Genomic DNA, 23,048 nt, shown 5'->3' on the forward strand with positions numbered 1-23,048 from the left:
CGTGGTCGGATGGCTGTCCGGCGGGGCGTCCGTAGTGTCATTCCCATGAACGAGGTCGATGAAAACGGCCTCGGACCAGGAGAAACCCCACCCTCGCGTCCCGTCGGAAGAGGAATGTGTCATGACCACCAAAACCCGCGTCAACCCCCTCGTGATCTGGGCGCCGGTGTCGGTCGCCGTGCTCGTCGCCGCATTCGTGGCCTGGATCGGCTGGCCGGCCGGGCCAGCCCAGCTGCCGGGAGGCGCCTCGACCGTCGACGTCTATCTGATCAGTGACGAGCTGAGCGAGCCGGCCGAGCGCGGCCAGACCGACGGCTGGTTCGGCGGTCTCGGCCTGCCGTGCGGCACCGACGCGTGGTACGTCGAGGCGAACAACACCGCGATGTGTGCGGCGCTGGACGGCCCGAAGGGCACCGTCGTCGTGAACACCCGGGACAAGCAGATCTCCCTGCCCGACGCGTCGCAGACCGCGCTGAAGGCATGGGCCACCGAGGCCGACGCCGGCACCGAACAGCACACCACCCGCGTCCTGCTGGTACAGGACAACACCGCGGTCGCGGTCGTCGCCCTGGACAGTCCGGCCACCGCCGCTCCGGTGGACTAGACCCACACCCGAGTCGCTTGACGGGCGTCACCGACGTCCGTGGCCCCGTCGCGCCCCTTTTCAAAGACAGGAAGTCCGATGAACACCACAATCTCCCGAATCAGTGCCCTCGCCGCCCTCGTGCTCGTCTCCGCCACCGCGCAGGCGTGCTCGTCCGGGACAACGACGACCACCACCGCGCCGTCCGACCCCGCCGGCACCGCCGCCACCGCCACCGCCGCCACCGCCGCCACCGCCACCGCCGCCACCGCCGCCACCGCCGCCGCCCCGGCCGCCAAGCGCGTGGAACCGGTCGTCAAGAGCGCCCCGCGGAGCAAGCCGGCCGGCAAGAAGCCGAAACTGCCGGAGGCACAGTCCCTCGTCACGGTCACCGCCGCGGACTCCGGCGCCTCGATCACCGACCTGGGCAAGGGCTATCTGAGCGCCTCCAAGAACGGCACGGCGCTCCAGTTCCACCTGATCCACACCGACGACAAGACCAACAACTATCAGTTCAGTCTGGCCGGACCCAAGAATCTGTGCCTGGAACAGGCCCTCGACCCGTTCGGCAGTCTCCGCCTGAAGACATGCGACATCGAGAAGGCCGAGCAGCTGTTCGTGATCACGCCGGCCGCCGACGACTACTACATCGGCAGCAAGCACGCTGAATACCTCTACCAGGGCGCCGGCGACGTCGCATCCTTCGACGTCACCCCCGACTTCGAGCCCGGCCATTGGACCTTCGTCGTGAAGGGCTCCGAGCCGCTCGACTGACCGACCCGAACCCGCCCGATGCCCGGCCCACCACACCCGGGCATCGGGTGTTCCCCCGGCGATCGACGCAGCGGACCGCGCGTTATCTGCGGCAGATCAGTGCGCAGGAACCTCGTACGATGATTTGCTGAGATCTTGAGTGATTGTTTCCCTCTCGACTTTCGCCATTTACGGTCCCCGTTCGGCGACCGGGCTCATCGTTTGCCAACTGGTGGCCCAGCGGATCCGCCAGGCCGACGCGGTTCCCCGATACAGACCGCGATCAGCCACGACACGAAATCCACCGCTACGTCGAACGTTGACACCCTCCGCCGCAGGCACCCCACCCCGCGCGCCGCCTGCCCCGCGCGTCCTCTGCCCCGCCTGGATCTTGTGGACTTACCCGCAGACGTCTCCACACAACTCCACAAGATCCAAGAGGCCTGGGCGATCTTGCGGAGTTACGCGTAAACGGTTCGCCGAAGTCCACAAGATCGGCGAAGCGCCGCGCTCACCACGCCGAAACTGTGCAGCACCGCGTTGGCCGAACCGTGGAGACCGGTGAGGCATAGAAAACCTATTCAGTCCCATGAGAGGCATAGAACACCTACGAGTCTCCACGAATCGGCGCGTCCACCCCGCTGTCGTGGCAGAGCGTCACCACAACACTCCCAAAACACCCGAAACCGGCAAGCCGCTGATGGCCGCCCCGCGAACTCGTGCACTCGTGGTCGATCAGCCGGCCGAACCGCACAAGATCTCCGAGTGGCACCTCGCACCAAAGAAACCGCTACGCCGCCGCGAACCCGCTACCGCTCCCCGCATGGCGAAACCCGGCCGACGTCAAAAAGACCGAAAATCCGCATCGGAGCCGGATAGCAAGAAACCCCATCCGATCCGGCCGCGAGGGCAATGATCGATATGGGGTTTAACGTGTCCGAGGGGGGACTTGAACCCCCACGTCCGATAAAGGACACTAGCACCTCAAGCTAGCGCGTCTGCCATTCCGCCACCCGGACCAGGTGTAATGCATCTCCGCCCCGGGGTTTCCCCCGCAGCGGCACAGGTCAGAACTTTACACGGTCCTGGCACCCGCCCAAATCAGGGGTGGCCGCCGCGGCGTGAACGAGGCAGCATGGAGGCCGTGCCCCCGCTGTCGCACGCTGTGGAGCGGGCCCGCCTCCTTGTCGCCGCCGGCGATCTGGGTGCGGCGCGCCTGCTGCTGGAGCGTGCCAGTGAGCTGGGGCGGGCCCGGCTTGGCGATGATCATCCCGAGGTGCTCACCACGCAGCTTCACCTGGCCGCGATCTGCCGCCGCGTCGATGATCCGGGCGCGGCTCGCCGGGTGCTTGAGCAAGCCTACGCCGCCGGCCAGCGCCGTCACGGTGACGCGAGTCTGCTGATCTTGCGCATCTGCTACGACCTGGGCCAGGTCGCCGACGAGCTGGGCAACCGCCACGAGGCTCGCAAGGCGTTCACCCAGCTCACCCTGCACGGCCCGGCGGCCCTCGGCGCGCAACACCAGGCGGTCGCCCGCGCGCGGGCTTATCTGTCCCAAGATCAAAACCCTCCTTCGGTACGCACAAAAGACCCCGAATCGTCCCCAGAACCCCAGCCGGCCCCGGCTCCAGAACCCGAACCGCCCGCAGAACCCCAGCCGGCCCCGGCTCCACGGCCACCAGCCGCCCCGCCGGCAGCGCAGCGGCACCCGGAAAGCCCGGCACCGTCGCCGGCGCGGCGGGGACCTGGGCCTCCGCCGGCCGGGCTTGGCTCTCTCGGCAGGCAGGCCCCGATCCAGCCGGCCTGGAACGCCGGCATGGAGGATCTCGGCCCGCCTCCGCCGCCCCCGGCAGCAAGCCCGCCGACCGTTTCCGATCACCACCCGCCGGCAAACCCGGAGCCCGTCTGGGCGGCGTGGAACTCGGGCATGGACGATCTCGGCTTGCCTCCCCGCGGGATCACCCCGGCCCCGGACGAGACCAGGGCCGAGATCCTCCGGTCGGCCGCGAGCATGCTGGAGGCGTACCCCGCAATGAGCCTGACCAGGCAACCAGCGCAAGCGAAAGGCCGGGGTGTGGCGATTCTGCTCATGGTGATCGCCGCGCTCGCGGCGGTCGTCGCCACGGGCGCCCTGGTGATCGTGCTGGTCGACCGGGTCGCGGAGACGCCGGGCGCGACCGAGGTGGTCGACTGGCCCCGGCGGTCCTAGATACTTTTCAGAGGCCGGGCGGGCGCTCATTCCCGGATCGGTGGGAGCGTTTCGTCGTCGTGGCCGGGGGTAGCCGCGGTGGATGACACCGGACGCCAGCGTGACCTTCATCGGCAACGCGACCATCCTGCTCCGGCTCGGTGTGTTCACCCTGCTGACCGACCCCGCGTTCGGTGCGGCCGGCAGCCGTGTCCATCTCGGTTACGGCGCGTGGACACGACGGCTGCGTGACCCCGCCATGGCGTACGCGGAACTGCCGTCCCTGGATCTGGTTCTGCTCTCGCACCTGCACGGTGATCACTTCGACCGGGCCGCCCGCCGGGCGCTGCCGCCGACCCTGCCGATCGTCACCACCGTCCAGGCGCAGCGGCGTCTGCGCCGGCGCGACTTCGCCGTCACCGGGCTGCCCACCTGGGACGCGCAGGAGTGGCAGCGCGACGGGGAACTCCTGCGCGTCACCGCTCTGCCCGGCCGGCACGGACCAGGTTTCGCCGACCGGCTGCTGCCCGACGTGATGGGTTCGCTGATCGAATGGGAGGTGGGCGGCGAGCACCGGCTGCGTCTCTACGTCACCGGCGACACGCTGTACCGGCCGTTCCTCTCCGAGATCAGCACACGCTGCGGCGAGATCGACGCGATGCTCATCCACCTCGGTGGCACCCGGCTGCTCGGGCTGCTGCTGACGATGGACGGCAGGCAGGGCGCCGAGCTGACCGGACTGATCCGGGCCCGGCTGACCGTGCCGATCCACTACGACGACTACACGGTGATGAAGTCACCGCTGCGTGACTTCCTCGCCGAGTGCCGCAACCGGTCACTCACCGGCGTCCAGGCGCTGGGGCGCGGCGAGACCATCAGCCTGTCATCGGCCGGCCGGAGCTGAGGGCCAGGCACCTGCCGGCAGCAGCGATGCCCGCCGCCGACCGGTGACGGCCTCGTTCAGGCGAGAAGGTGCCGGAGAGTCTCCGCGTCGCGGACGGCGTTGCCCTCACCGTCGTTGTTGAAGTAGACGTAGACCTCTCGGCCCTGGCCCTTCCACTCCCGGATCCGGTCGGCCCACCAGGCGAGGCTGTCTTCTGGGTACGACCCGGCGTACAGATGATCGGGGTCCGGGCCGTGCATGCGCACGTAGACGAACGGCGCGGTGGCGCGCAGCAGACACGGCAGCTGGGCGCCGCTCATCACGCAGTACGCCACCTGGCGGTGTTCCAGCAGGTCGAACACCTGGTCGTCGTGCCAGCTCGGGTGCCGGAACTCGACGACCGTACGAACCCACTCGGGCAGCAGATCAAGAAAGTACGCGAGGCGGGCGTCGTCGCGTTGCTGATGCGGGCCCAGCTGGACGAGGAACACGCCACGTTTGTCGCCGAGCTCATGCAGGCCTGCGGTGATCCGCTGAATCCACTCCTCGGGCGCGTACAGCTTCTTGGCGTGTGTCAGACCGCGGGGTGCCTTGACGGAGAGCCGGAATCCATCGGGCAGGCGCCGCTGCCAGCCGGCGAAGGTCTCCGGCGCGGGCCAGCGGTAGAAGCTGGCGTTGAGTTCGACAGTGTGAAATCGCCGCACGTAGTGGTCCAGGCGGTCCCGCGGCGGTGTGCCCGGCGGATAGAGCACGCCATCCCAATGGGCGTAGCTCCACCCGGACGTCCCGATCTGAACACTCACGGATCCCGGGTGCCCACAATCGTGCCACTTATGCCGGCCAGGAGCTGATCAAGAACCCTACGGGCCTGCCCAGCTACTGGTCATCCACAGCGGACATCGACGGATCGTAGACCTGGACGGTGGCGCCATGATTGACGGTCAGCTCCTCCGGCCGGGCAGCGGTTATCTCGCTGTGCTGCACGACCTTCGTCGCCTCGCGGTCTCCGGCGCTGGTGCGCCACGGGATCACGAAGTCCGATCCCGGCGCCAGCGACACGGACAACTCCGCGACGCTCCGGAACGGCGGCGGTTCGGCCGGCGGCAGTGTGGTGCTCTCCCGCAGGGCCAGCGGCGCGGCGGCCACCGCGACCCCGGTGGCGGCACCCTGGATGATTCTCCTGCGGCGCCGGATCCGGACGACACCGGCCTGGGCGTGCTCCACCATGCCGGTCCCGTCCGGCGCGGTCTCGGCGCGGCGCGCCAGCGACTGAGAAAGATCTTCAAGAGTACGCACTACGGCACCTCCACGGACGGCACGGTCCTCGGCCTCAACTCGACGCGGAGCGCGGCCGGCGCGCGACGCGCGTACGCACGGACGGTTGTGGGCCGGCACTTGAGCACCTCGGCGATCTCCGGATCGCTGAGCCCTTCGTAATAACGCAGCACGATCACCGCCCGCTGCTGGCGCGGCAGCCCGCTGAGCAGCCAGCGCCCCGATCCGCCGCGACTTCAGCAACGACTTGGTCAGCACGTCTTGGACCAGGTCTTTCGCCTGCTCCGGGTCGCCGGTCAACAGTGTCGCGTACCGCAGCAGAGCCGGCAGCCGCGCCGCCGCGAACCGCACACGTCCCTCCCCGTCGAGGTAGCCACGGTAGGAGAACGCGACCACGCCGCGATTTGTTGTGCCGCGTTCAACCGGCCCTGGGACGGCGGGGCCACCGATGTCGAGGTCATGACGATCAGCCGGCCCGACGAACTGTCCGGTCCGGTCCGCGCGTTCCTCGGCCGAGGCCGAGCGGGAAATTGATCGTAGGATGGCCGATCAATCGCGCCGGATCTAGCATGAGCTTCATGAGCGACGTCAACTCTGGTGAGCTTCCCGAGCTGACGTTCGTGCTCCCGGCCATCCCGGCATCCGCCGGAGCTCTGATACGTGGCCGCAAGGGCCGATTGCTCATCCTGAAGCCGACGTACAAGGGTGGCTGGACGATCCCGGGTGGGGTTGTCGAGATCGGCGAGTCGCCCTGGGCGGCGTGTCGCCGCGAAGCCAAGGAGGAGAGCGGGCTCGACGTCACCAACGGGCGGCTCGTGTGCGTGGATTTCCTCCACCCGCGGCCTGACCGTCCGGGTGGTATGCGCTTCCTTTTCGACTGCGGCGTCTTCGACGACGCCGTGCTGGACACGGTGGTGATCCAGCCGATCGAGATCGCCGAGAGCCGGATTGTGCCGATCGACGCGGCGTTGCCCCTGCTCAGCGGACCGGTCCGGCGTCGGGTCCGCGCAGGCTGGAAGAGCAAACGGGTGCGTTATCTGGAGGACGGCCGCCCGGTGCAGGGAATCAGCCCGTGAATCGCACGGCTGTGCCCGCGGGCGCAGCCGTGCGACTCAGGCCGTCACTGCCGGGAACGCAGCGCCAGCCGGAACGTGCCCTCGCCGACACCGGTGAGCGTGCGGGTGTACTGACGCAGGTACGTGTCGAGGAACGGTGACCGGTCGCCCTGGGTCGGCCGATCGAACCGGGGGTCCTGCAGCGCCAGGTCCAGCCGGGCACGGCTCACCGTGATGGTGTTGCCGCTCGGGGTGTCGCGCCAGCTGCCGCTGCCGATCGTGCCGATCTGTACGCCCAGCTGGTGGCCGGTCTCCAAAGTCCAGTCGGTGGACTTCAGGTCGAAGGCGACCCGGCCCGCTCGCTCGATCAGCGCCACGTTCTCGTCGAACATCACCGCGGTGCCGTCCTCGGCGACGTCCCACAGCCGCACCATGACGTTGCCCGGCGCGCCGGCCCGCAACGTGACCCGCGGAGTGGCAGTGATCCGGACCCGCGACGTCACCGGCTTGGACCAGCTGAAATAGCCAAGCGCGGGCGCGAGCCGCCGGCCGGCCGGCGGCACCGGATCGGTGTAGTTCTCCATGTCCCACTGCCCGTCCGCAGCCAGAGTGGACGCGATGCCGTCGTCGACGTACTGCCCGTCGCTGAGCACGGCCGTAGTGGACGACGTGGACACCGGCCAGGCCGGCTGGGCACGCCATTCACCGGTGTTGTCCTCGATGGCGAACGCGGGGTCGCGTACCCCAGGCTCTTTGTTCTTCAAATAGCGGTCGTAGAAACGCATCACCTCGTCGAAGAAGCCGGCGCGGCCCTGCAGCAACTGCCCGTCCTCGTTCGTCTCGTTGCCACGCACGTGCTCCCACTGGCCCAGCCAGCCGCGCTCGACGCCGCGGTGGTTGTCCAGGTACTGCTGCATGTCCTCGGGTTTGGTGTTGTTCTCGATGAAACCCTGGGTGACGAACAACGGGGTGTCGGTGCCCTTGGCCTGCGCCGCGAGGTCACGGGCGCGCCAGTACGCGGAGTCCGGGTCGGGGTTGTTGTTGTTCGTCAGGTTGTCGGCGAGGCACTCCGGGTGGCTCTGCTCATAGGCCGCGTTGGCCTGGTAGCGGGCGCTGTCGTCGGGGAGCGGCGCCATCGTGGCGATGCTGTTGTAGGCGTTCGGGGTGCCGGTGACGTTGGGCCGGGGCACGCCGTTGCTGAACAGGTAGTTGTACATGTCCCACACCGGCTCCTGGGCGACCACCGCCTTGAGTGCGCGCAGCCGTAGGTTGTTGCCGACCAGGCCGGTCACCGCGTCGTAGGACTTGCCGTACATGCCGACCTTGCCGGTCGACCACGGCCGGCTCGCCGTCCACTGGATCGCGGCCTTCACATCCGCCTGCTCGCCCGGGCCCACCCAGTCCAGGCAGCCGGTGCTCCCGCCGAATCCGCGCAGGTCCACCATGACGTAGGTGTAGCCGCGCTGGAACAGGTCGGTGCCGCTGGTGAAGTCCGCGAACCGGTCGGACGGCCCGGTCCGGGTCCAGCCCTGCGGCCCGGTCTGGCCCGCATGGCTGAAGTAGGAGCTGACGGCGAGAATCACCGGCGTCTTCGCATGCGCCGGCAGGTGCGCCGGGCGCAGCACGTCGGCGTGCAGTTCGACACCGCTGCCGTCGGCGGACGGGAAATAGGCCTCCGTCCACACCGCCCCGTCCGGTACACGGGGGTTCTGCTCGTGGGTGACGCCATCACTTTTCAAGGCCGGTGCTGCGGGTGCTGCGGTGGCCGCGCCGCTCACCGCGAGCGTCACTGCCGTGATCAGGGTGCCGGCGGTGATCGTGGTCCGTCTGAGGATGCTCATCTGACCTTCCAGGCATAGACGATTATCTGTGCAATGCCTGACGCTAGCGTGTCACCGGCGTGCCGTGCAGGAGGTGGTCGCCGTCGCTGCCGGGCTGCTTTCCGAGGTGATCGTGACCGGAATGCGCCCGGTGCCCTCGACGTGCACCTCCACCGAGGAACTGCGCCCGCCGGGCACCGCGACGACCTCGCGCGGCAGGACGGCGCCCGGTGCCGCGATGCGGAACACGTCGGCGGCCCGGCCGGTGTTGCGGATCGGGACCTCGCACCGCGCCCATCCGGATCGGTCGATGCGCGCCGTGGCCGGCGCCGCCTTCACGCCGCGGGCGGACGGTCCGGCGCCGTCGAGCGAGCGCACCGCGACCTGGTACGACAGCACGCCGGCACGGTCACGCTGGCGGTCCAGGACGTAGAAGTGCAGCCGGTTGGCGGTGTCCGCGTACTCGAAGAGGCTGCCCGAGCCGGTACCGGCGTGCAGCAGCGCGTCGGAGAGCTGCCGGTAATCGCCGATGGTCATCTTCTGCGGTGTCCCGTCCGGCAACACGAAGTCGACCTTGTCGATGTCCTGCGGGTTGGCGTCGATGGTCCAGATGAACGGCGCGGCGTCCTCGTCCTTCGTCTTCGCCAGCAGCACGCCGGAGTCCGGGGTGAACGAGTCGAAGCCGATCCGGTCGACGACTTCCAGTGTGTAGTTGTCGTATCCGCCGCCGTCGCAGTACGGATCGGTCGCGGTGTCGCAGGCCGGGCTGCGGTCGCCGCCGTCGAGTGTCACGTTGATCCCGGCGAGCCGGCGTCCCGCGGGGCCGATCGCGCGTGCCGTCACCCGTGTCACCACGACGCCGGATGTGGCGAGCGCGTCGCGGGACAGCGTCAGCACCGCGTCGTCGTCGACGATGCCGAGCTTCATCTTGTTGCGCAGCATGTGCTGTGCGCCCATCGACGCGCCCGCGGTGCCCGGGATCAGCCATCGGCTGTGCGGTCCGCCGGGCCCGTTGAACGTGCCCCGGCTCAGCATCTCCCACGGTCCGCTGTAGTCGCGGCGGGCCGGGACGCTGTACGGGTTGTTGTAGTTGTCGCCGATGCCGAGAATGTGGCTGAACTCGTGGGCGTACGTCGACATCCCCGAGCTCTCCGCCTGCAGCGAGCTCCCCTGGGTGGCGTTGGGCCAGATGTTCGACGAGGCCTGCCACGACGTCCAGTCGACGTAGCGTGTCGCGTTCCAGTTCGGCAACGCCTCGTCGGGCGGGCCGAACGCGTCGGCGACCTCCTCCTTGCTCGCGAACTTCATCTGCCCGAACTCCTGCCAGGTGGCCGATTCGTCCTGGCCGGCGGAGAGGAAGAAGACGAAATCGTACGAGGACGCCTCCTGCTCGCCGACCGCGGCGATCCACGCGGCGCGAGCGTCGGCGCGTAGATCCCGGCCGCACCGGTCGCCGGCCGGGCATCCCATGCCGCGCTGCATGGAGTTCTCGACGCCGTACTCGTGGCTCCGCGCCGGCATCTGGTACACCCCGAACGCGCTCAGCTCAATGCCGAACCGCCCGTTCGAGTCCTCCATCCAGTACTCGTGGATGGTGTGGCCGCGGTTGAGCGCACCCGGCGAGTTGAGGAAGTCCCGGTAGAACGCCGGGACTTCACCACGAGCGAGATTCTGTACGCCGGAAGGGTTGCCGTAAATGGTGGAGTTGGCCGGCTGCGTCACCACGAACGGCTGGTTCGGGTAATCGACCAGCACGAGCGCGCCGTGGAAGTTGCGCTCCGAGCCGCGTACCGCCGGATCTGCCCAGTTCGTGTCCGGCACGGGCCGGTAGTCCGGCCAGGTCATCGTGTCGGGGAGTTCGTAGCGCTGCGGATCGATCGGCTGTGGTCCACCGCCCGGCCGCGCCAGCGTGGCCGCCTCGTCGACCTGCCACGGCTGGGTCTGCGGCCAGTGCCGCGCCCGCCACGGCGTGTCCGGGTCGTCGTCCGGCGGCGCGGCCGTCGCCGTTGCCGCCGGAAAGGCGCTGACCACCGCCAGCACCGTCACGGACAGGGCCGAGATCAGACGTTGCGCCGTGGTCATGGCGTCATCGTGGCAAAGAAATCGACATCTCTCAATGGGTGCCTGGCGCGCAGTGCGGCCGCGGGTTCGTGGCCGGCAGTGAGCATCATGACTGCCGTGTCGGTGTCGAACCGCTCGATCCGCAATGCCCCGACGAACAACCTCAGGATGGTACGTGTCGCGGCGAATTGCTCGGCCATGCTGGCCGCCTCACCGACCCGGCCGTGCAGCGGATGGACCGAGGCCTGCGCTTTGCCGGACCACGATCTCCAGCGCGATCTCTGCCTCTCGGCGCAGCAGCGGTGAGGAGATCCGTGCGGTGATCAGGTCTCCGAGGCCTTCGGTCAGGAGGGCGGTGTCGAATCGTTCGGATGTTTCGGGAAACTGTGCCCACCAGGTTGAGGGGTGGCGTTGCGGCTCTTGGATCACGTAACCCAGAGTTAGTTCTCAGTTACCCTCCGGCAGTGATTCATTTAGCATGTTCGCTTGCTCACGCCGTTGATCGTTCCGTCGGCAGCAGTCGATGGAGTTCGGCGGCAGCAACCGGACGCCCGAAGTGGTACCCCTGCAGCAGGCGGTAGCCGAGCCGGTACAGGATTTCGGCTTGTTCCACGGTCTCCACGCCTTCGGCAACCGCGGTCAGGCCCAGGCCTTCGCAGACGTGGATCAGCGCCTCGGCGATCACGCGGTGCTCGCCGGCGCCGGTGATGTCGTCGACGAATGACTTGTCGACCTTGAGGATGTCGACGGGAACCGTCCGCAGCAGCCGCAAGGACGAGTGGCCGGTGCCGAAGTCGTCGAGAGCGATACGTACGCCGAGAGCGCGCAATTGATGCAGGGCCTGAACCGCATGGCCACCGTCGAAGACGGCCGTCTCGGTGACTTCGACGGTGAGGCAGGCGGGTGGCAGGCCGGTCGTGGTGAGGATGTCAGCGACGGTCTGGGGGAAGCCGGGCCGGACGAGCTGGCGGGCGGATACGTTGACGCTCAGGTAACCGGGTGCGGCTGCCGCCGTGTCGTCGCGCCAGCGGACCATCTGCTCGCAGGCGGTCCGTAGCACCCACGCGCCGAGCTCCACGATGAGTCCGTTGCGTTCGGCGACCGGGATGAAGTACGCCGGGCTGATCGGGCCGCGTCCGGGGTGATCCCAGCGCACCAGCGCCTCCACCGCGGCCATCCGGCCTTCGGGGGCGGTGACGATCGGCTGGTAGACCACCCGGAACTGGCCGCCGTCCAAGGCGGCGCGGATCTCGGCACCGAGGCGAGCCTGCTCGCCGGCCTGTTCGTCGAGCGCCGGAGACCAGCGCCGGTACGGTTCCCCGGTGCCTTTGGCGGCATGGGTGGCCGCCTCGGCCCGGCGCAGGACCTCTGCCGGACCGGTGGTGCCGTCGCTGTCACCGATGCCGATGCCCGCTCCGACGAGCAGTTCATTGCCGGCGGCAAGCACCGGCTCGCGCATGATTTCGGCGAGCCTGGCCGCGAGCCGTTCAGCGTCGCCGGCGGTGCGGCCGGGCAGCAGCAGAGCGAACTCGTCGCCGCCCATCCGTGCCATCAGAGCGCCGGCGGGGGCTGCTCCGCGGATGCGGGCGGCCAGATGACCAAGTACCTCGTCGCCAACCTGCCGGCCGAGTTCGTCGTTGACGTTCTTGAATCCAGCGAGGGCCACGTACACGACGTGAGCAGAGTGATGCGCCGTCACCTGGCGAAGGGTGTTCTCGAAGTGCCGGCGATTGGCCGACCCGGTCAGATCGTCGTGCGTGGCCAGGTGTTCCATCTGACTCGTCTTGCCTTGGATCTTGCGCACCAGGCTCCGGGTACGCACGAAGGCGAGCACGCACAGAATGATGCCCACGGTGGCGATGGCGAACCGGCTGACCACGCTCGCGCCGGCCTGCGGTACGAACAACATGGCCGGTGCCAGCAAAGAGCAGCCCGTCGCCAGAGCGACCGGCCCCCGGCCGATACCGGTATCGGTGGTTGTCACCGGCGGGCCCTGCGCCGCCATGCTGGGGTGCAGCGCAGCGGCGCCCCAGCAGACGTAGGACAGCAGCCAGCCGGCCGACAGCTCCCAGCCGTCGCTGCCGGAATGCAGCGACATCACCGAGAACGTGGCATCGGCAGCGAACAGCAACAGCGCGCCGGTACCGAGCAGCCGTGCGCTCGGCGTACGGGCGCCGGAGCCGATGAACATCCGGGTCAACAGGGCCAGGAGCACCGCGTCGGCCGCGGGATAGGCGGTGCTGATGATTTTTTCCAGCATCGAAGCCGACGTGGCTGCGGCGGTGGGCTGCAGGACGAAGATCCAGAAGACCAAGCCCAGGCCGGCGGCGACCATGCCGGCGTCGACGAGGGTTTCCATGTCGCTGCGGGTGCGGCTGCGGACGAACTGGAGAAGCCCGAGGACCAGGGGCGGGTAGGCGGCGAGGTACCAGAAGTCGGCGAACGACGGATACGGCTCTTCATGCAGGGCGAAGACGTAGTAGCTCCACACCAGGTCGCCGATGACCGCGGCCATCTGCCCGGCGGCGAACAGGTACCACATGCCGGGTCGCCGGGGCCGGTAGCGGCGCACGCCCGCCACGATCATCAGCGCCGAGCAGAACCCGATGGCGTTGTAGAGCAGGCTCGCGGCGAGACCACCGCGCGGCAGCAGGTAGTAACCGACCGCCGCTGCGGATCCCGCAGCGACCCACCACAGCAACAGCCTGTACCGCACAGCAGTGAACTTCGGCAGCCGGGCGATCAGACTTAAGATCGCGACCTTGGTTGCCGCCGAGATCACAGTGGCTCCGTGCCGTTACCGGTTTCCAGTGGTTCAGGGGGATTTTCCGGGGTACCCGCGACCCGTAGGCAAGGGTTGCCCCGAGGAGGATCCATGGAATTGACAGCGGCGACAACCATTCGCAAGCCCGCCCGGGAGGTGTACGGGTTCTGGCGTGATCTGGAGAATCTTCCAACGTTCATGGCGCACCTCGAGCAGGTTCGCGCCACCGGTGACCGGACGAGTCATTGGACAGCCGATGCTCCGTTCGGCAAGGACGTCGGGTGGGACGCGGAGATCATCGAGGAAGTGCCCGGCGAGAAGATCGCGTGGCGCTCGACAGGCAACGCCGACGTGCCGAACGCCGGCACGGTCCGCTTCGAGCCCGCCCCGGACGGGGTGAGCACCGAGGTGCACGTCGTCCTGGTGTACGACATCCCGGGCGGCGCGGTCGGCAAAGCGGTCGCCACATACTTCGGCGAGGAACCGCATCAGCAGCTCGACGACGACCTGCGCCGGCTCAAGCAGGTCCTGGAGACCGGTGAGGTGGTCCGCTCCGACGGTGCACCGTGGGGCAAACAGGCTCGCAAGGAGTTCCCGCAGCGACCGGCGCAGCCGCTGTCCGACGCCGAACTCGCGAAAGGAACGGACGCATGAGGGCGAACACCTGGGCCGGACGTAACAAGGTCGAGGTCCGTGACGTGCCGGACCCGAAGATCCTCAACAACCGCGATGCCATCGTACGGATCACCTCCACCGCGATCTGCGGCTCGGACCTGCACCTGGTCGACGGCTACATCCCCACCATGCAGGACGGTGACGTCCTGGGCCACGAATTCATGGGCGAGGTGGTCGAGGTTGGATCCGGGGTGTCCGGGGACAAGCTGCGGGTCGGCGACCGGGTCGTCGTGCCGTTCCCCATCGCCTGCGGCGCGTGCGCGGCCTGCGCCGCCGAGCTGTACTCCTGCTGCGAGAACACCAACCCCAACGCCGGTATCGCGGAGAAGATGTTCGGCCACCCGGTCGCCGGGATCTTCGGGTACTCGCATCTGACCGGCGGTTTCGCGGGCGGTCAGGCACAGTACGCGCGAGTGCCGTTCGCCGACGTCGGCCCCCTCAAGATCGAATCAGACCTGACCGACGAACAGGTGCTGTTCCTGTCCGACATCCTGCCCACCGGCTACATGGGTGCCGAGATGTGTGACATCCAGCCCAGCGACGTAGTGGCGGTGTGGGGCGCCGGCCCGGTCGGCCAGTTCGCCATGGACAGCGCCCGGGTGCTCGGCGCCGCGAAGGTCATCGCCATCGACAAGGAGCCCTACCGGCTGCAGATGGCCGAGCGTGCCGGCCACATTCCGGTGAACTTCGACGAGGTCGACGTACGGTCGACGCTGCTGGAACTGACCGGCGGGCGCGGCCCGGACAAGTGCATCGATGCCGTCGGTATGGAAGCCACCCACGGCAGCGCGCACCTCGCCGCGTACGACCGGGTCAAGCAGGCCGTCCGGTCGGAGACCGACCGGCCGCACGCGCTGCGCCAGGCGATCATGTCGTGCCGCAGCGGCGGCGTGGTCTCCGTGATCGGCGTCTACGGCGGGATGCTCGACAAGTTCCCCGCCGGCGCCTGGATGAATCGGTCGCTGACCCTGCGGACCGGGCAGTGCCATGTCCAGCGCTACATGAAGCCGCTGCTGCAGCGCATCGAGCGCGGTGAGATCGACCCGACCCGGATCATCACCCACACCCTGCCGCTCGACCAGGCGGAACACGGCTTCGACATCTTCAAGAACAAGCAGGACAACTGCGAGAAGATCATCCTCAAACCCTGACCGCGAAGCGCGTCCGGCCACCGGCGCCCTCAGCGGGGCAGGCTGACGTGCAGAGTGGTTCCCGGACGATGCCCGGGGTTCAGGCCGGCGGTGATGGTGCCGTGGTGGCGTTCCGTGATCAGTTGGGCGATGGTCAAGCCCAGTCCGGTTCCGGGGATGGCCAGTTCGGTGGTGATGGCCCCGCGGAAGAAGCGTTCGAACACGTGCGGGAGCTCGTGGGCGGGAATGCCGTAACCGGAGTCGCTGACAGCGAGATCAACAGTTGTCTCGGTGCTGGTCAGCGTGACGGCGACGGTACCGCCGTCGGCGGTGTAGGCGAGCGCGTTGTCCAGCAGGAGGGTGACCAGTTGCCGCATCCGGGCGTGGTCGGCATGCTGCGGGACGCTGTCCGGCACGTGGCAGGTAAGGGTGATGTTCTTCTCGACGGCCTTTGCGCTGCGGTGATCGACGGCGTCGGTCACCGCAGCGCTGAGGTCGATGTCCGCCCAGTGCAGCGGGCTGCGGCCGGCATCGAGAGCGGACAGGTCCAGGAGCTGCTCGACCAGGCGGCGCAGGCGTCCGCTGCCACGCCGGGCACCGGTGATCATCGGCTGCAGGGCTGCGGCCGGCGTGTCCGGGTCAGCGACATGCAGCTCGTCCAGGTACAAGCCGATGATCGACAGCGGGGTCCGCAATTCGTGACCGACGAGGTTGAGGTAGTCGTCCTTGGTGCGGTTGAGCAGTTGTTGCAGCCGGTCGGCGTGGTGTGCGGCGGTGATGTCATGGAAGACGGCGACCGCGCCGAGGGGCTGGCCCTGGTCGCTGGTGATCGGGTGACTGTTGATCCGGAACAGCCGGCGTTGCCCCTGCAGGTGCAGCAGCCTTTCCGTGCCGCGTACCGTCTCGCCGTGCACGGCCCGCAGCAGCGACATTTCCGGCGGGTGGACCGGGGTGCCGTCGGGATCGGTGATCGGTAGCCCGGCGGCCCATTCGCCGGCGGTGCCGGCCACCGTCTCGGTGCCGAGTCGCTCGCGTAGCGACCGGTTCACCAGCACCATCCGCCCGTCGGCGTCACAGGCGGCCACCCCGGTGTCCAGGCTGTCGAGCAGGGTGTCCAGGAAAACCCGCTGGTGGTGCTCCCGCTTACGGGCCAGGTGCTCGGCGACGAACGCGGTGCAGGCCTGCGCGCCGTCGTCGACACCGGCCAGTTGTCCGGGCGACCAATCGCGACACTCGGCGTGCATGGCGGCGCACACGCCGACGATGTGCCCGTCGGGGTCGCGGATCGGGAACCCGGCATAACAGCGCAGGTTGGTGGAGCGCACCGGCGCGTCGATCGGCACCCGGATGTCGGTGTGCGTGTCGCGGATGACGACCGGGAAGCCGCTGTGCAGCACCAGGCCGGCCAGCGTCGACGTGATCGGCGCGGATTGCCGGTGCTCGAACCCCGGTGGCAGTCCGTGTCCGCCGATCAGGCGTAGATGCTGCTCGTCGATGATGTGGATCATCGCGCAACCGGCGTCAGCGGCACGCGCGACGACCGCCGCCATCCGGTCCGCGGCGTTCTGCGTCGAACCGGCGGGTGACAGCTCCAGCGAGGCCATACCCTGGCCGGAGGTCACCGTACCCACGGGCATCCGGTTCGGTTCACCCTCCGGCCCCATCAGCTCATCATCACCCGGACACCGATGCCTGCGGGCCGTTTCGAAGTCTTCACCGGGTCAGTCGACGGCGGTGCCCTCCAGTTCGACCATCTGGCCCGGGATCGCGAGGCGGGTCACGCCGAGCATCGTCGTGCTCGGCGCCGCCCCGGCGGCGCCGAGGCGGCCGGCCAGCACACCGTAGTGCGGGAACAGCGCGTCCACGTCGGTCGTGTACACGTTGAGCCGGACCAGGTTGCTCAGCGACATGCCGGCCTCCCCGAGCACGCGCTCCAGGTTTCCGGCGGCGAGCGCCAGCTGCGCGGCGATGTCACCGTCGTACTGAGGTTTGCCGTCCTCGCTCATCGCGGTCTGCCCGGAGAGGTACAGGGTCCGGGAGTGCCCGGAGACGATTTCTCCCTGGTTGAAACCCAACTCCACCGACCAGGTCCACGGGTTGACCGACGCGCGTTTCAGTGCCACAGCTGCTCCATTCGGTTTCTTCGGATTGCGTACCTCGAAGCCTGCCGACAAATCACGACATCCTTTGTCATGTATTCGAGTAAAGTTCTCCCGTGCGAGCCGAACGGATGGTTTCCTTGGTTCTGCTGCTGCGCCAGCGTGGACAGTTGACAGCCGACGCCATCGCTCGCGAGCTGGAGGTCTCCACCCGCACGGTGCTGCGCGACATCGAGGCGCTGTCGTCGTCGGGCGTGCCGGTGTACGCCGAACGGGGCAGGCACGGCGGCTTCGCGCTGCTGCCCGGGTTCCGGACCGAGCTGACCGGGCTCAACCACGACGAGGCGCTGGCGCTGCTGACCGCGGGGACCAGCCGCGCCCTCGGTCTCGGACCGGCCCTCGCGTCGGCGATGCGTAAGGTGGCGGACGCGCTGCCGGAGAGGCACCGCGCCACCGCCAGCGACGCGGCCCAGCGGTTCCTCGTCGAGCCGGAGACCGACCTGCTCTCTCGTCGCCCGGTCACCGAGGACGTGCCGGAAACCACGATGATCGAGGTGCGTCGCGCCGTGCTGGCCGGGCACCAGCTGCGCATTCTTTATGCGGCCACCGGCCAGTCACCCCGGTGGCGCACGGTCGACCCGATCGGGCTGGTCACCGTGCGGGACCGGATCTATCTGCTCGCCACCCGGGCCGGCGAGGACCGCACGTACCGGCTGTCCCGGGTGCTCGACGCCGAGGAACTCCCGGAGCCCGCCGAACGGCCCAGCCAGGTCGACCTCGAGCGTGCCTGGCGGGAACGCTGTGCGCAGTTCCTCTCCAGCGACCACATGGCCGTGCTGGTGCGTGTGCACCCGGCGCGACGGGAGGAACTGCTGAACGCCGCGGTGGCCGTTCGTGCCGAGGAGACCGACGCGGCCGGCTGGTCGCGGCTGGACGTCACGTTCCAGGACCTACGGCATGCGGAGTGGGCGTTGTGGCAGCTCGGGCTGGGTGCGGAGGCGTTGTCGCCGCCGTCGTTGCGGGAGGCGCTACGGGAGCGAGCGACAGCGTTCGCGGGCCGTTACACGGCATGGCCGGCCGGGTAGCTGTCGGCGAGCGAGGCGTACGCAAGCTGACGAACGACTCACCGCGGTGTCGGCACAGGGCTGGAATGAAGCGGCTCCGACAAGGACGGGGGCTCGGGTACGGGTCTCGGCGGCACCACCACCTGTCCCACGTTCCTGGCGATCAGGCGTGCCCCGCCCGGCCCGTCCTCATACAGGCCGTCGAGGGCAGGTTTCGCACGACTGCCGGTGCCGGTCTGGCTGAGAACCAGCCGCCTGCCGCCGGGCAGCTCCCGAACCCGGTCCCAGTGCGCGGTGTTCACCGGCTCCCAGGCGCCGTCGACGACCCGCCACAACCCCCGGCGGGCCGCCTCCACCGGCTCTCCGTGGCGCTCGATGGTGAACGTGGCATGCAGTACGCCGGCCGACGACCACCACAAGTCCTCCAGCACGCTCTCGGCTGATCCCGGGATGCCCAGCGCCGCTGTCGACGGCACCGTGTCCAGCCCGCTCTCCAGATCGAGCACGTGCACCACGACGGCGTTGGCCTCCCGGTACGCCAACCGCGGCGTACCGGTGAAGCTGAGCTGGACGTCCTCCATACCCGAGTCGATTCCCGGCGGCGCGATCGGATCAGGGCCGATCTGCCGGGTGGTCCCGTCCGGGCCGATCCGGAACACCTGCCATCCGTGCCGGTTGCTGACCAGCACGATCGGATCGCCGTCCACGGCACCGACCACACAGGCCGGATACCTCGGCGGCAGGTTCGCGGCGACCGGCCCGAGGACGGCGAGGCCGGGCAGCCCGAGGCGTTGCAGGGTGGGCGCGACGATTATCACCGAGTCCCCGACCAGGCTTTGCGACGCCGCACAGCCGAGTGGGGGCAGGAACGAGTCGGTGCGTTCGTGGCGCACACCGGTCGCCACATCCATCACGACGGTCTTTTCGGAGGTGCTGGTGACCAGATATCTGCCATCGGCGGTGAACGCCGGACTGCTGCCCGGCATCCAGGTGACGATCGTGCCGTCGCGGACCAGGAACACCCGCTCGGAGCCGAACTCCGCGTTGGCGTCCTCGAAGGCGTAGACGACGCTGCCCGCGGAGACCGGCGCAGGTGCTGGTGGGCCGGCGGTCGGTGCGGGTTCGCCGCGGTCGGTGCAGGCGCCGGTCGCGGCGAGCGCCAGCAGCACGGCGAGCAGAGCGTGCCGTCTCATTCGTACTCACCGTAGGTGATCGACCGGATCTCCTCGATCTCGCTCGGGTCGGGCAGGCTCTCCCGGAAGCTCGGCGCCGCCGAGTCACTTCGGGTGTAGATGAGGTATCGCCCGTACCCGGTGAGTTCATCGAGCAATGCCGTTGTCCGATACGGCTGTGTCTCACCGATGGGAATCGCCACACGCTTGCCGTCGGCCACCACCTGGAGTTCGGGGTACCAGGTGACGGTGTTGGCGCGGGTCCTCGCGATGATCTCGATCACCTTGTTCTTGTGCGCTTCGACGTGCAGCGGCGCCGCGCTGAGCTCCGGCGCGCAGGGCCGGCCCGAGTCGAGATCCAGTGACGCGGGTTCCGGCGGGTCACCGTCGGGCGGCAGGTAGAGCAGGACGCCGTTCAACGGCGCCGACCGGGGACCGACCACCCGAGCGCAGAGTCCGTCGATCACCACGTCCTTGTTCTGTCCGGTCACGGTGATCCGCAGACGGGTGGTCCCGACGTCGGCGCCACCGGACCGGGTCACCCAGGAGATGAAGTCCAGCGCGGCGGCATCGTCGTCCACCGGCGCGGAGACCCGAGGGGCGCCCGCGGGATCCACGTGTGCCGGCAACGCCCACGCCTGGGGACTCCAGGCGTACTGCGGACCGGACCTCGCCGTGATGTCACGCTGCGTGGCCGCGGGCCTGCTCGCGAGGGGGACGGACGGCGTGACCAGGGGAGGCCGGTGCCGGTCGACGTGCACGGTCACCGGCGACTCCGGGAACACCGCGCGCCACAACGGGCCGACACCGGAGAACGCCAGCGTCACCACCGCCGTCACGACCGCGGTGACGAACGTGGTGATCGTCAGCAACCGCCAGCGGGCCCGGCCCCCGCTCTCACCGCCGGGAACTGGCTGCTGCACAGGAGGTGCGGGGCTGCGGCGGGCACGTGCACGTCTGGTTTTGCGGCCCACCGATGTCCCTCGTCCGAGATAGTCCGACTGAGCGTCGATACTGCTCCCGCCCGGCGCTGATCAGCAGCCGAAGTCATCCGATGTGCGGACGGATATACCCCTGACAGGGGACCACACCGACCCCGGTAAGGACTTGCCCCGGCCGTGCCAGCGGAGTCGATCTTGTGCGCACAGCTGATTGCGTGGGCTTGAAGTCGTGATCTACGGTGCGCGCGTGGCATTTCTGCAGGAGCTGACGAACCAGGGACGCGTAGTGGGCGGTTACCTGGCGGGCAGCGGCATCATTTCCGATCACAACGGGCTCAGCACCGCGCACCCCCGTAATCCGTTCAAGCGGATCAAATTCAACGCCGAGACGGTGATCGAGTGGGAGGACCTGCCGACCAAGGACGGTGTCGCCGGCGTCATGGGCCAGGCTGCCGCACAGGCCGCTCTGCCGGGGATGATCGGCAAGGCGCTCGGCGCCGGCTTCGGGGCCGCGCTGAAGTCCGGGCACACCATCCGGCTGGACTGGGCTGACGGCAATCAGTCCATCATCGAGCTGCCGGAGAAGCAGTTCCTGGTCTTCTCCATTCTGCTCAAGGGCCGGCAGGTCGTCACCGAGGCTTCCCGGCAGCCCGAGTCCGCGGAGCCCGTCGCCGCGCAAGTGGGCGTGACCGACAAGATTCTGGACCTCGCCTCCTCGGTACTCCAGCGAGGCAAGCCCGCGCCGCCGGCCGCGATCGCTGCTCAGCCGGATGTCGTCGAGCAGCTCACGAAGCTCGCCTCACTCCGCGATGCCGGCATTCTCACCGAGGACGAGTTCGCGCAGAAGAAGGCCAAGCTGCTCGAACTTCTCTGACCGAGGCGAGCAGAACGCCGGTGGCGGGCAGCGGTCGGTTTCAGTGCCGGAAGCTGCCGACGATCGAGGTGAGGTCGCCGGCGAGCCGGCTCAGATCGGTCGCGGCCTGCTGGGTGGTCGCCGCACCGTCAGCGGTGGCGGCCGCGACGTCGGCCACGGCGGCCACGGTACGCGCGACATCACTGCTGTTACCGGCCGCATCCGTCACCGACCGGCTCATCTCGGCTGTCGTGGCGGTCTGCTCCTCGACGGCGGACGCGATCGTCGTGGTGTAGTCGCTGATCTGCACGATGACCGTACTGATCTCCTCGATCGACGCCGTGGCGGACGCGCTCGAAAGCTGGATCGCGTCGATGCGGCTGGTGATCTGCTCGGTGGCCTGCGCGGTCTGCTGCGACAGCTCCTTGACCTCGCCCGCTACGACCGCGAAGCCCTTACCCAGTTCACCGGCCCGGGCCGCTTCGATGGTGGCGTTGAGTGCCAGCAGATTCGTCTGCTCAGCGATCGTGGTGATCAGCTCGACCACCTCGCCGATCTCGGCGCTGGCGACACCGAGGTCGGCGACCTGCCCGCTGGTGCGCTGCGCGACGACCATCGCCTTCTGCGCCACCTGCGCGGCGAATCCCGCGTTCGCCGCGATCTCGGTGATCGAGACACTCATCTGCTCGGCTCCGGCCGCGATGGCCTGAACACCGGTGTCCACGTCCTGGGTCGCCCGGGTCGCCGTGCTGGCACGGTTCGCGACGTCCCCGGCGCTGGACTGCAACTGAGCGCTGACCGCCGACAACTGATCGGCTGCGGCGGCGAGGCTGACCGCGGTCTGCGCCATCCGCCCGCCGATGATCTCGCGCAGCCGGGCCGTCGTGGCGTTCAGCGCTGCCGCGATCTGGCCGGTTTCGTCACGAGAACGCGCATCCGCCGTCACGGTGAGATCACCGTCCTCGACGCGGCGCAGAACCCCTACGACGTGCACGAGAGGCCTGCTGACCGATCGCGCCACCAGGACGCCGACACCGACGGCCAGCAGGGCGAAGACCAGAATGACCATCAGGATGGTACGGCCGTCGCGATACGTCGCCTCTGCCTCGGAGGCGCTGGTGGTGGCCTGTGCTGTCTCGATCCCGCTGAGCTCGGTCAGCGCCTCGCCGACCTGGTCGAAGGCAGGGTCGAAGCGCTGTGACTCCACCGCTACGGCCCGGGCCGTGTCGTTGGCCCGGCTCAGCGGCAGCAGTTCGTCGTCCATCACGGTGTACATCGCGTCCAGCGCGGTACGGAACCGCGACCGGGCGTCCTCCTCCTGCGCGGAGCCCGCGTCGGCCGTGTACTCGGCCCACCGCTCGTCGAGTTCGTCCCGGAAGCCGGTGATCTCCTGTTCCCGCTCGTCCTCCACGGCCGCGTCGCTGGAGACGACATGTCGCAGGACGGTCGCCCGGATCTCGTTGACGTCGCCGTCGACCTTCCCGAGGATGTCGATCGGCAGCAGGTTGCGTTCGTAGATGCCGCCGCCGCTCTCATCGACGGCCCGCAATTCGAGCATCCCGACAACGCCCGCGGCCACAGCGGCGCCCGCCGCGAGGATCACCGCGCAGAGCACTTTGCCCAGCACCGACAGGTCCGCCCACCAGCGGCGAGGGCCTGACCTTCCGGCTCCGGCTCCGGCATCGATTGTCACCCTGTCAGCAAATATCATCGGCGGCCGCGTGGTGACCGA

General features: G+C 68.8%; 21 protein-coding genes and 1 tRNA gene. 9 read left to right on the plus strand and 13 right to left on the minus strand.

All coding sequences use genetic code 11. The features are described from left to right. The first annotated feature begins 121 nt into the window (after positions 1-121). Together ACQP2E_RS12530 and ACQP2E_RS12535 are read left to right on the plus strand one after the other, a co-directional pair. Entirely contained in the window at positions 122-604 is a 483-nt protein-coding gene (locus ACQP2E_RS12530) for a hypothetical protein (RefSeq protein ID WP_433831068.1), read from the plus strand. A gap of 78 nt (positions 605-682) precedes the next feature. Then, entirely contained in the window at positions 683-1,357 is a 675-nt protein-coding gene (locus ACQP2E_RS12535; RefSeq protein ID WP_433831070.1) for a hypothetical protein, read from the plus strand. Between the two features lie 913 nt (positions 1,358-2,270). On the opposite strand, the gene ACQP2E_RS12540 is transcribed toward ACQP2E_RS12535, so the two are convergent. Then, positions 2,271-2,355: transfer RNA gene (locus tag ACQP2E_RS12540), tRNA-Leu, on the minus strand. A gap of 116 nt (positions 2,356-2,471) precedes the next feature. Here ACQP2E_RS12540 and ACQP2E_RS12545 point away from each other — a divergent pair. After that, positions 2,472-3,545 (plus strand): tetratricopeptide repeat protein, encoded by a 1,074-nt coding sequence (locus ACQP2E_RS12545; protein WP_433831072.1) that lies wholly within the window; start codon positions 2,472-2,474, stop codon positions 3,543-3,545. Positions 3,546-3,627: 82 nt separating this feature from the next. After that, positions 3,628-4,428 (plus strand): MBL fold metallo-hydrolase, encoded by an 801-nt coding sequence (locus tag ACQP2E_RS12550; RefSeq protein WP_433831074.1) that lies wholly within the window; start codon positions 3,628-3,630, stop codon positions 4,426-4,428. A 56-nt stretch (positions 4,429-4,484) separates the two neighbouring features. Here ACQP2E_RS12550 and ACQP2E_RS12555 read toward each other — a convergent pair whose 3' ends face one another. The 3 genes from ACQP2E_RS12555 to ACQP2E_RS12565 all read right to left on the minus strand — a co-directional run bounded on the left by ACQP2E_RS12555 (position 4,485) and on the right by ACQP2E_RS12565 (position 5,861). Then, positions 4,485-5,210 (minus strand): DUF72 domain-containing protein, encoded by a 726-nt coding sequence (locus ACQP2E_RS12555; protein ID WP_433831076.1) that lies wholly within the window; start codon positions 5,208-5,210, stop codon positions 4,485-4,487. A 73-nt stretch (positions 5,211-5,283) separates the two neighbouring features. Beyond that, positions 5,284-5,703, minus strand: coding sequence for a hypothetical protein (locus tag ACQP2E_RS12560; RefSeq protein WP_433831078.1), 420 nt, complete (start codon positions 5,701-5,703; stop codon positions 5,284-5,286). Beyond that, positions 5,703-5,861: a sigma factor-like helix-turn-helix DNA-binding protein gene (locus tag ACQP2E_RS12565; protein WP_433831080.1), complete on the minus strand. Its 159-nt coding sequence runs from the start codon at positions 5,859-5,861 to the stop codon at positions 5,703-5,705. The genes ACQP2E_RS12560 and ACQP2E_RS12565 overlap by 1 nt, the downstream gene beginning before the upstream one ends. 399 nt (positions 5,862-6,260) lie before the next feature. Between ACQP2E_RS12565 and ACQP2E_RS12570 the strand changes: the two genes are divergently transcribed. Beyond that, a complete protein-coding gene (locus tag ACQP2E_RS12570; protein WP_433831082.1) occupies positions 6,261-6,758 on the plus strand; it encodes an NUDIX domain-containing protein in 498 nt (165 codons plus the stop codon). Positions 6,759-6,802: 44 nt separating this feature from the next. Here the strand turns inward: ACQP2E_RS12570 and ACQP2E_RS12575 are convergent, their stop codons facing one another. The 4 genes from ACQP2E_RS12575 to ACQP2E_RS12590 form a co-directional block, all read right to left on the minus strand. Next, entirely contained in the window at positions 6,803-8,578 is a 1,776-nt protein-coding gene (locus ACQP2E_RS12575) for a CocE/NonD family hydrolase (protein WP_433831084.1), read from the minus strand. A gap of 51 nt (positions 8,579-8,629) precedes the next feature. Next, complete coding sequence (locus ACQP2E_RS12580) at positions 8,630-10,639, minus strand: M6 family metalloprotease domain-containing protein (RefSeq protein ID WP_433831086.1); 2,010 nt, start codon at positions 10,637-10,639, stop codon at positions 8,630-8,632. Then, entirely contained in the window at positions 10,636-10,818 is a 183-nt protein-coding gene (locus ACQP2E_RS12585) for a hypothetical protein (RefSeq protein ID WP_433831088.1), read from the minus strand. Before ACQP2E_RS12585 ends, ACQP2E_RS12580 begins: the two co-directional genes overlap by 4 nt. A gap of 290 nt (positions 10,819-11,108) precedes the next feature. Next, positions 11,109-13,400 carry a putative bifunctional diguanylate cyclase/phosphodiesterase gene (locus ACQP2E_RS12590; protein ID WP_433831090.1) on the minus strand — a complete coding sequence of 764 codons (2,292 nt, stop codon included), beginning with the start codon at positions 13,398-13,400 and terminating at the stop codon, positions 11,109-11,111. 93 nt (positions 13,401-13,493) lie between these two features. On the opposite strand from ACQP2E_RS12590, the gene ACQP2E_RS12595 reads away from it, so the two are divergent. Together ACQP2E_RS12595 and ACQP2E_RS12600 are read left to right on the plus strand one after the other, a co-directional pair. Next, positions 13,494-14,036 carry an SRPBCC family protein gene (locus ACQP2E_RS12595; protein WP_433831092.1) on the plus strand — a complete coding sequence of 181 codons (543 nt, stop codon included), beginning with the start codon at positions 13,494-13,496 and terminating at the stop codon, positions 14,034-14,036. Further along, positions 14,033-15,208 (plus strand): zinc-dependent alcohol dehydrogenase, encoded by a 1,176-nt coding sequence (locus ACQP2E_RS12600; protein WP_433831094.1) that lies wholly within the window; start codon positions 14,033-14,035, stop codon positions 15,206-15,208. The genes ACQP2E_RS12595 and ACQP2E_RS12600 overlap by 4 nt, the downstream gene beginning before the upstream one ends. Positions 15,209-15,237: 29 nt before the next feature. Here ACQP2E_RS12600 and ACQP2E_RS12605 read toward each other — a convergent pair whose 3' ends face one another. After that, positions 15,238-16,851 carry an ATP-binding protein gene (locus tag ACQP2E_RS12605; RefSeq protein WP_433831096.1) on the minus strand — a complete coding sequence of 538 codons (1,614 nt, stop codon included), beginning with the start codon at positions 16,849-16,851 and terminating at the stop codon, positions 15,238-15,240. A 57-nt stretch (positions 16,852-16,908) separates the two neighbouring features. Then, positions 16,909-17,310 carry a RidA family protein gene (locus ACQP2E_RS12610; RefSeq protein ID WP_433831098.1) on the minus strand — a complete coding sequence of 134 codons (402 nt, stop codon included), beginning with the start codon at positions 17,308-17,310 and terminating at the stop codon, positions 16,909-16,911. 92 nt (positions 17,311-17,402) lie between these two features. Here ACQP2E_RS12610 and ACQP2E_RS12615 point away from each other — a divergent pair, with 92 nt between their 5' ends. Next, positions 17,403-18,371, plus strand: a complete 969-nt coding sequence (locus tag ACQP2E_RS12615; protein WP_433831100.1) for a helix-turn-helix transcriptional regulator — start codon at positions 17,403-17,405, stop codon at positions 18,369-18,371. A 38-nt stretch (positions 18,372-18,409) separates the two neighbouring features. Here ACQP2E_RS12615 and ACQP2E_RS12620 read toward each other — a convergent pair whose 3' ends face one another. Continuing rightward, positions 18,410-19,543: a hypothetical protein gene (locus ACQP2E_RS12620; RefSeq protein ID WP_433831102.1), complete on the minus strand. Its 1,134-nt coding sequence runs from the start codon at positions 19,541-19,543 to the stop codon at positions 18,410-18,412. After that, positions 19,540-20,445 carry a hypothetical protein gene (locus ACQP2E_RS12625; RefSeq protein WP_433831104.1) on the minus strand — a complete coding sequence of 302 codons (906 nt, stop codon included), beginning with the start codon at positions 20,443-20,445 and terminating at the stop codon, positions 19,540-19,542. Before ACQP2E_RS12625 ends, ACQP2E_RS12620 begins: the two co-directional genes overlap by 4 nt. A 265-nt stretch (positions 20,446-20,710) precedes the next feature. On the opposite strand from ACQP2E_RS12625, the gene ACQP2E_RS12630 reads away from it, so the two are divergent. Next, a complete protein-coding gene (locus ACQP2E_RS12630; protein ID WP_433831106.1) occupies positions 20,711-21,337 on the plus strand; it encodes an SHOCT domain-containing protein in 627 nt (208 codons plus the stop codon). Positions 21,338-21,377: 40 nt separating this feature from the next. Here the strand turns inward: ACQP2E_RS12630 and ACQP2E_RS12635 are convergent, their stop codons facing one another. Beyond that, positions 21,378-23,009 (minus strand): methyl-accepting chemotaxis protein, encoded by a 1,632-nt coding sequence (locus ACQP2E_RS12635; protein ID WP_433831108.1) that lies wholly within the window; start codon positions 23,007-23,009, stop codon positions 21,378-21,380. Positions 23,010-23,048 lie beyond the last annotated feature (39 nt).

The sequence above is a fragment of the Actinoplanes sp. CA-015351 genome (genome assembly GCF_050955685.1).
Classification (GTDB): domain Bacteria; phylum Actinomycetota; class Actinomycetes; order Mycobacteriales; family Micromonosporaceae; genus Actinoplanes.

Coding starts and splice junctions, on each gene's coding strand:
- ACQP2E_RS12530 (WP_433831068.1), top strand. CDS start 122: ATGACCACCAAAACCCGCGTCAACCCCCTCGTGATCTGGGCGCCGGTG.
- ACQP2E_RS12535 (WP_433831070.1), top strand. CDS start 683: ATGAACACCACAATCTCCCGAATCAGTGCCCTCGCCGCCCTCGTGCTC.
- ACQP2E_RS12545 (WP_433831072.1), top strand. CDS start 2,472: ATGGAGGCCGTGCCCCCGCTGTCGCACGCTGTGGAGCGGGCCCGCCTC.
- ACQP2E_RS12550 (WP_433831074.1), top strand. CDS start 3,628: ATGACACCGGACGCCAGCGTGACCTTCATCGGCAACGCGACCATCCTG.
- ACQP2E_RS12570 (WP_433831082.1), top strand. CDS start 6,261: ATGAGCGACGTCAACTCTGGTGAGCTTCCCGAGCTGACGTTCGTGCTC.
- ACQP2E_RS12575 (WP_433831084.1), bottom strand. CDS start 8,578: ATGAGCATCCTCAGACGGACCACGATCACCGCCGGCACCCTGATCACG.
- ACQP2E_RS12580 (WP_433831086.1), bottom strand. CDS start 10,639: ATGACCACGGCGCAACGTCTGATCTCGGCCCTGTCCGTGACGGTGCTG.
- ACQP2E_RS12585 (WP_433831088.1), bottom strand. CDS start 10,818: ATGGCCGAGCAATTCGCCGCGACACGTACCATCCTGAGGTTGTTCGTC.
- ACQP2E_RS12595 (WP_433831092.1), top strand. CDS start 13,494: ATGGAATTGACAGCGGCGACAACCATTCGCAAGCCCGCCCGGGAGGTG.
- ACQP2E_RS12600 (WP_433831094.1), top strand. CDS start 14,033: ATGAGGGCGAACACCTGGGCCGGACGTAACAAGGTCGAGGTCCGTGAC.
- ACQP2E_RS12605 (WP_433831096.1), bottom strand. CDS start 16,851: ATGGGGCCGGAGGGTGAACCGAACCGGATGCCCGTGGGTACGGTGACC.
- ACQP2E_RS12620 (WP_433831102.1), bottom strand. CDS start 19,543: ATGAGACGGCACGCTCTGCTCGCCGTGCTGCTGGCGCTCGCCGCGACC.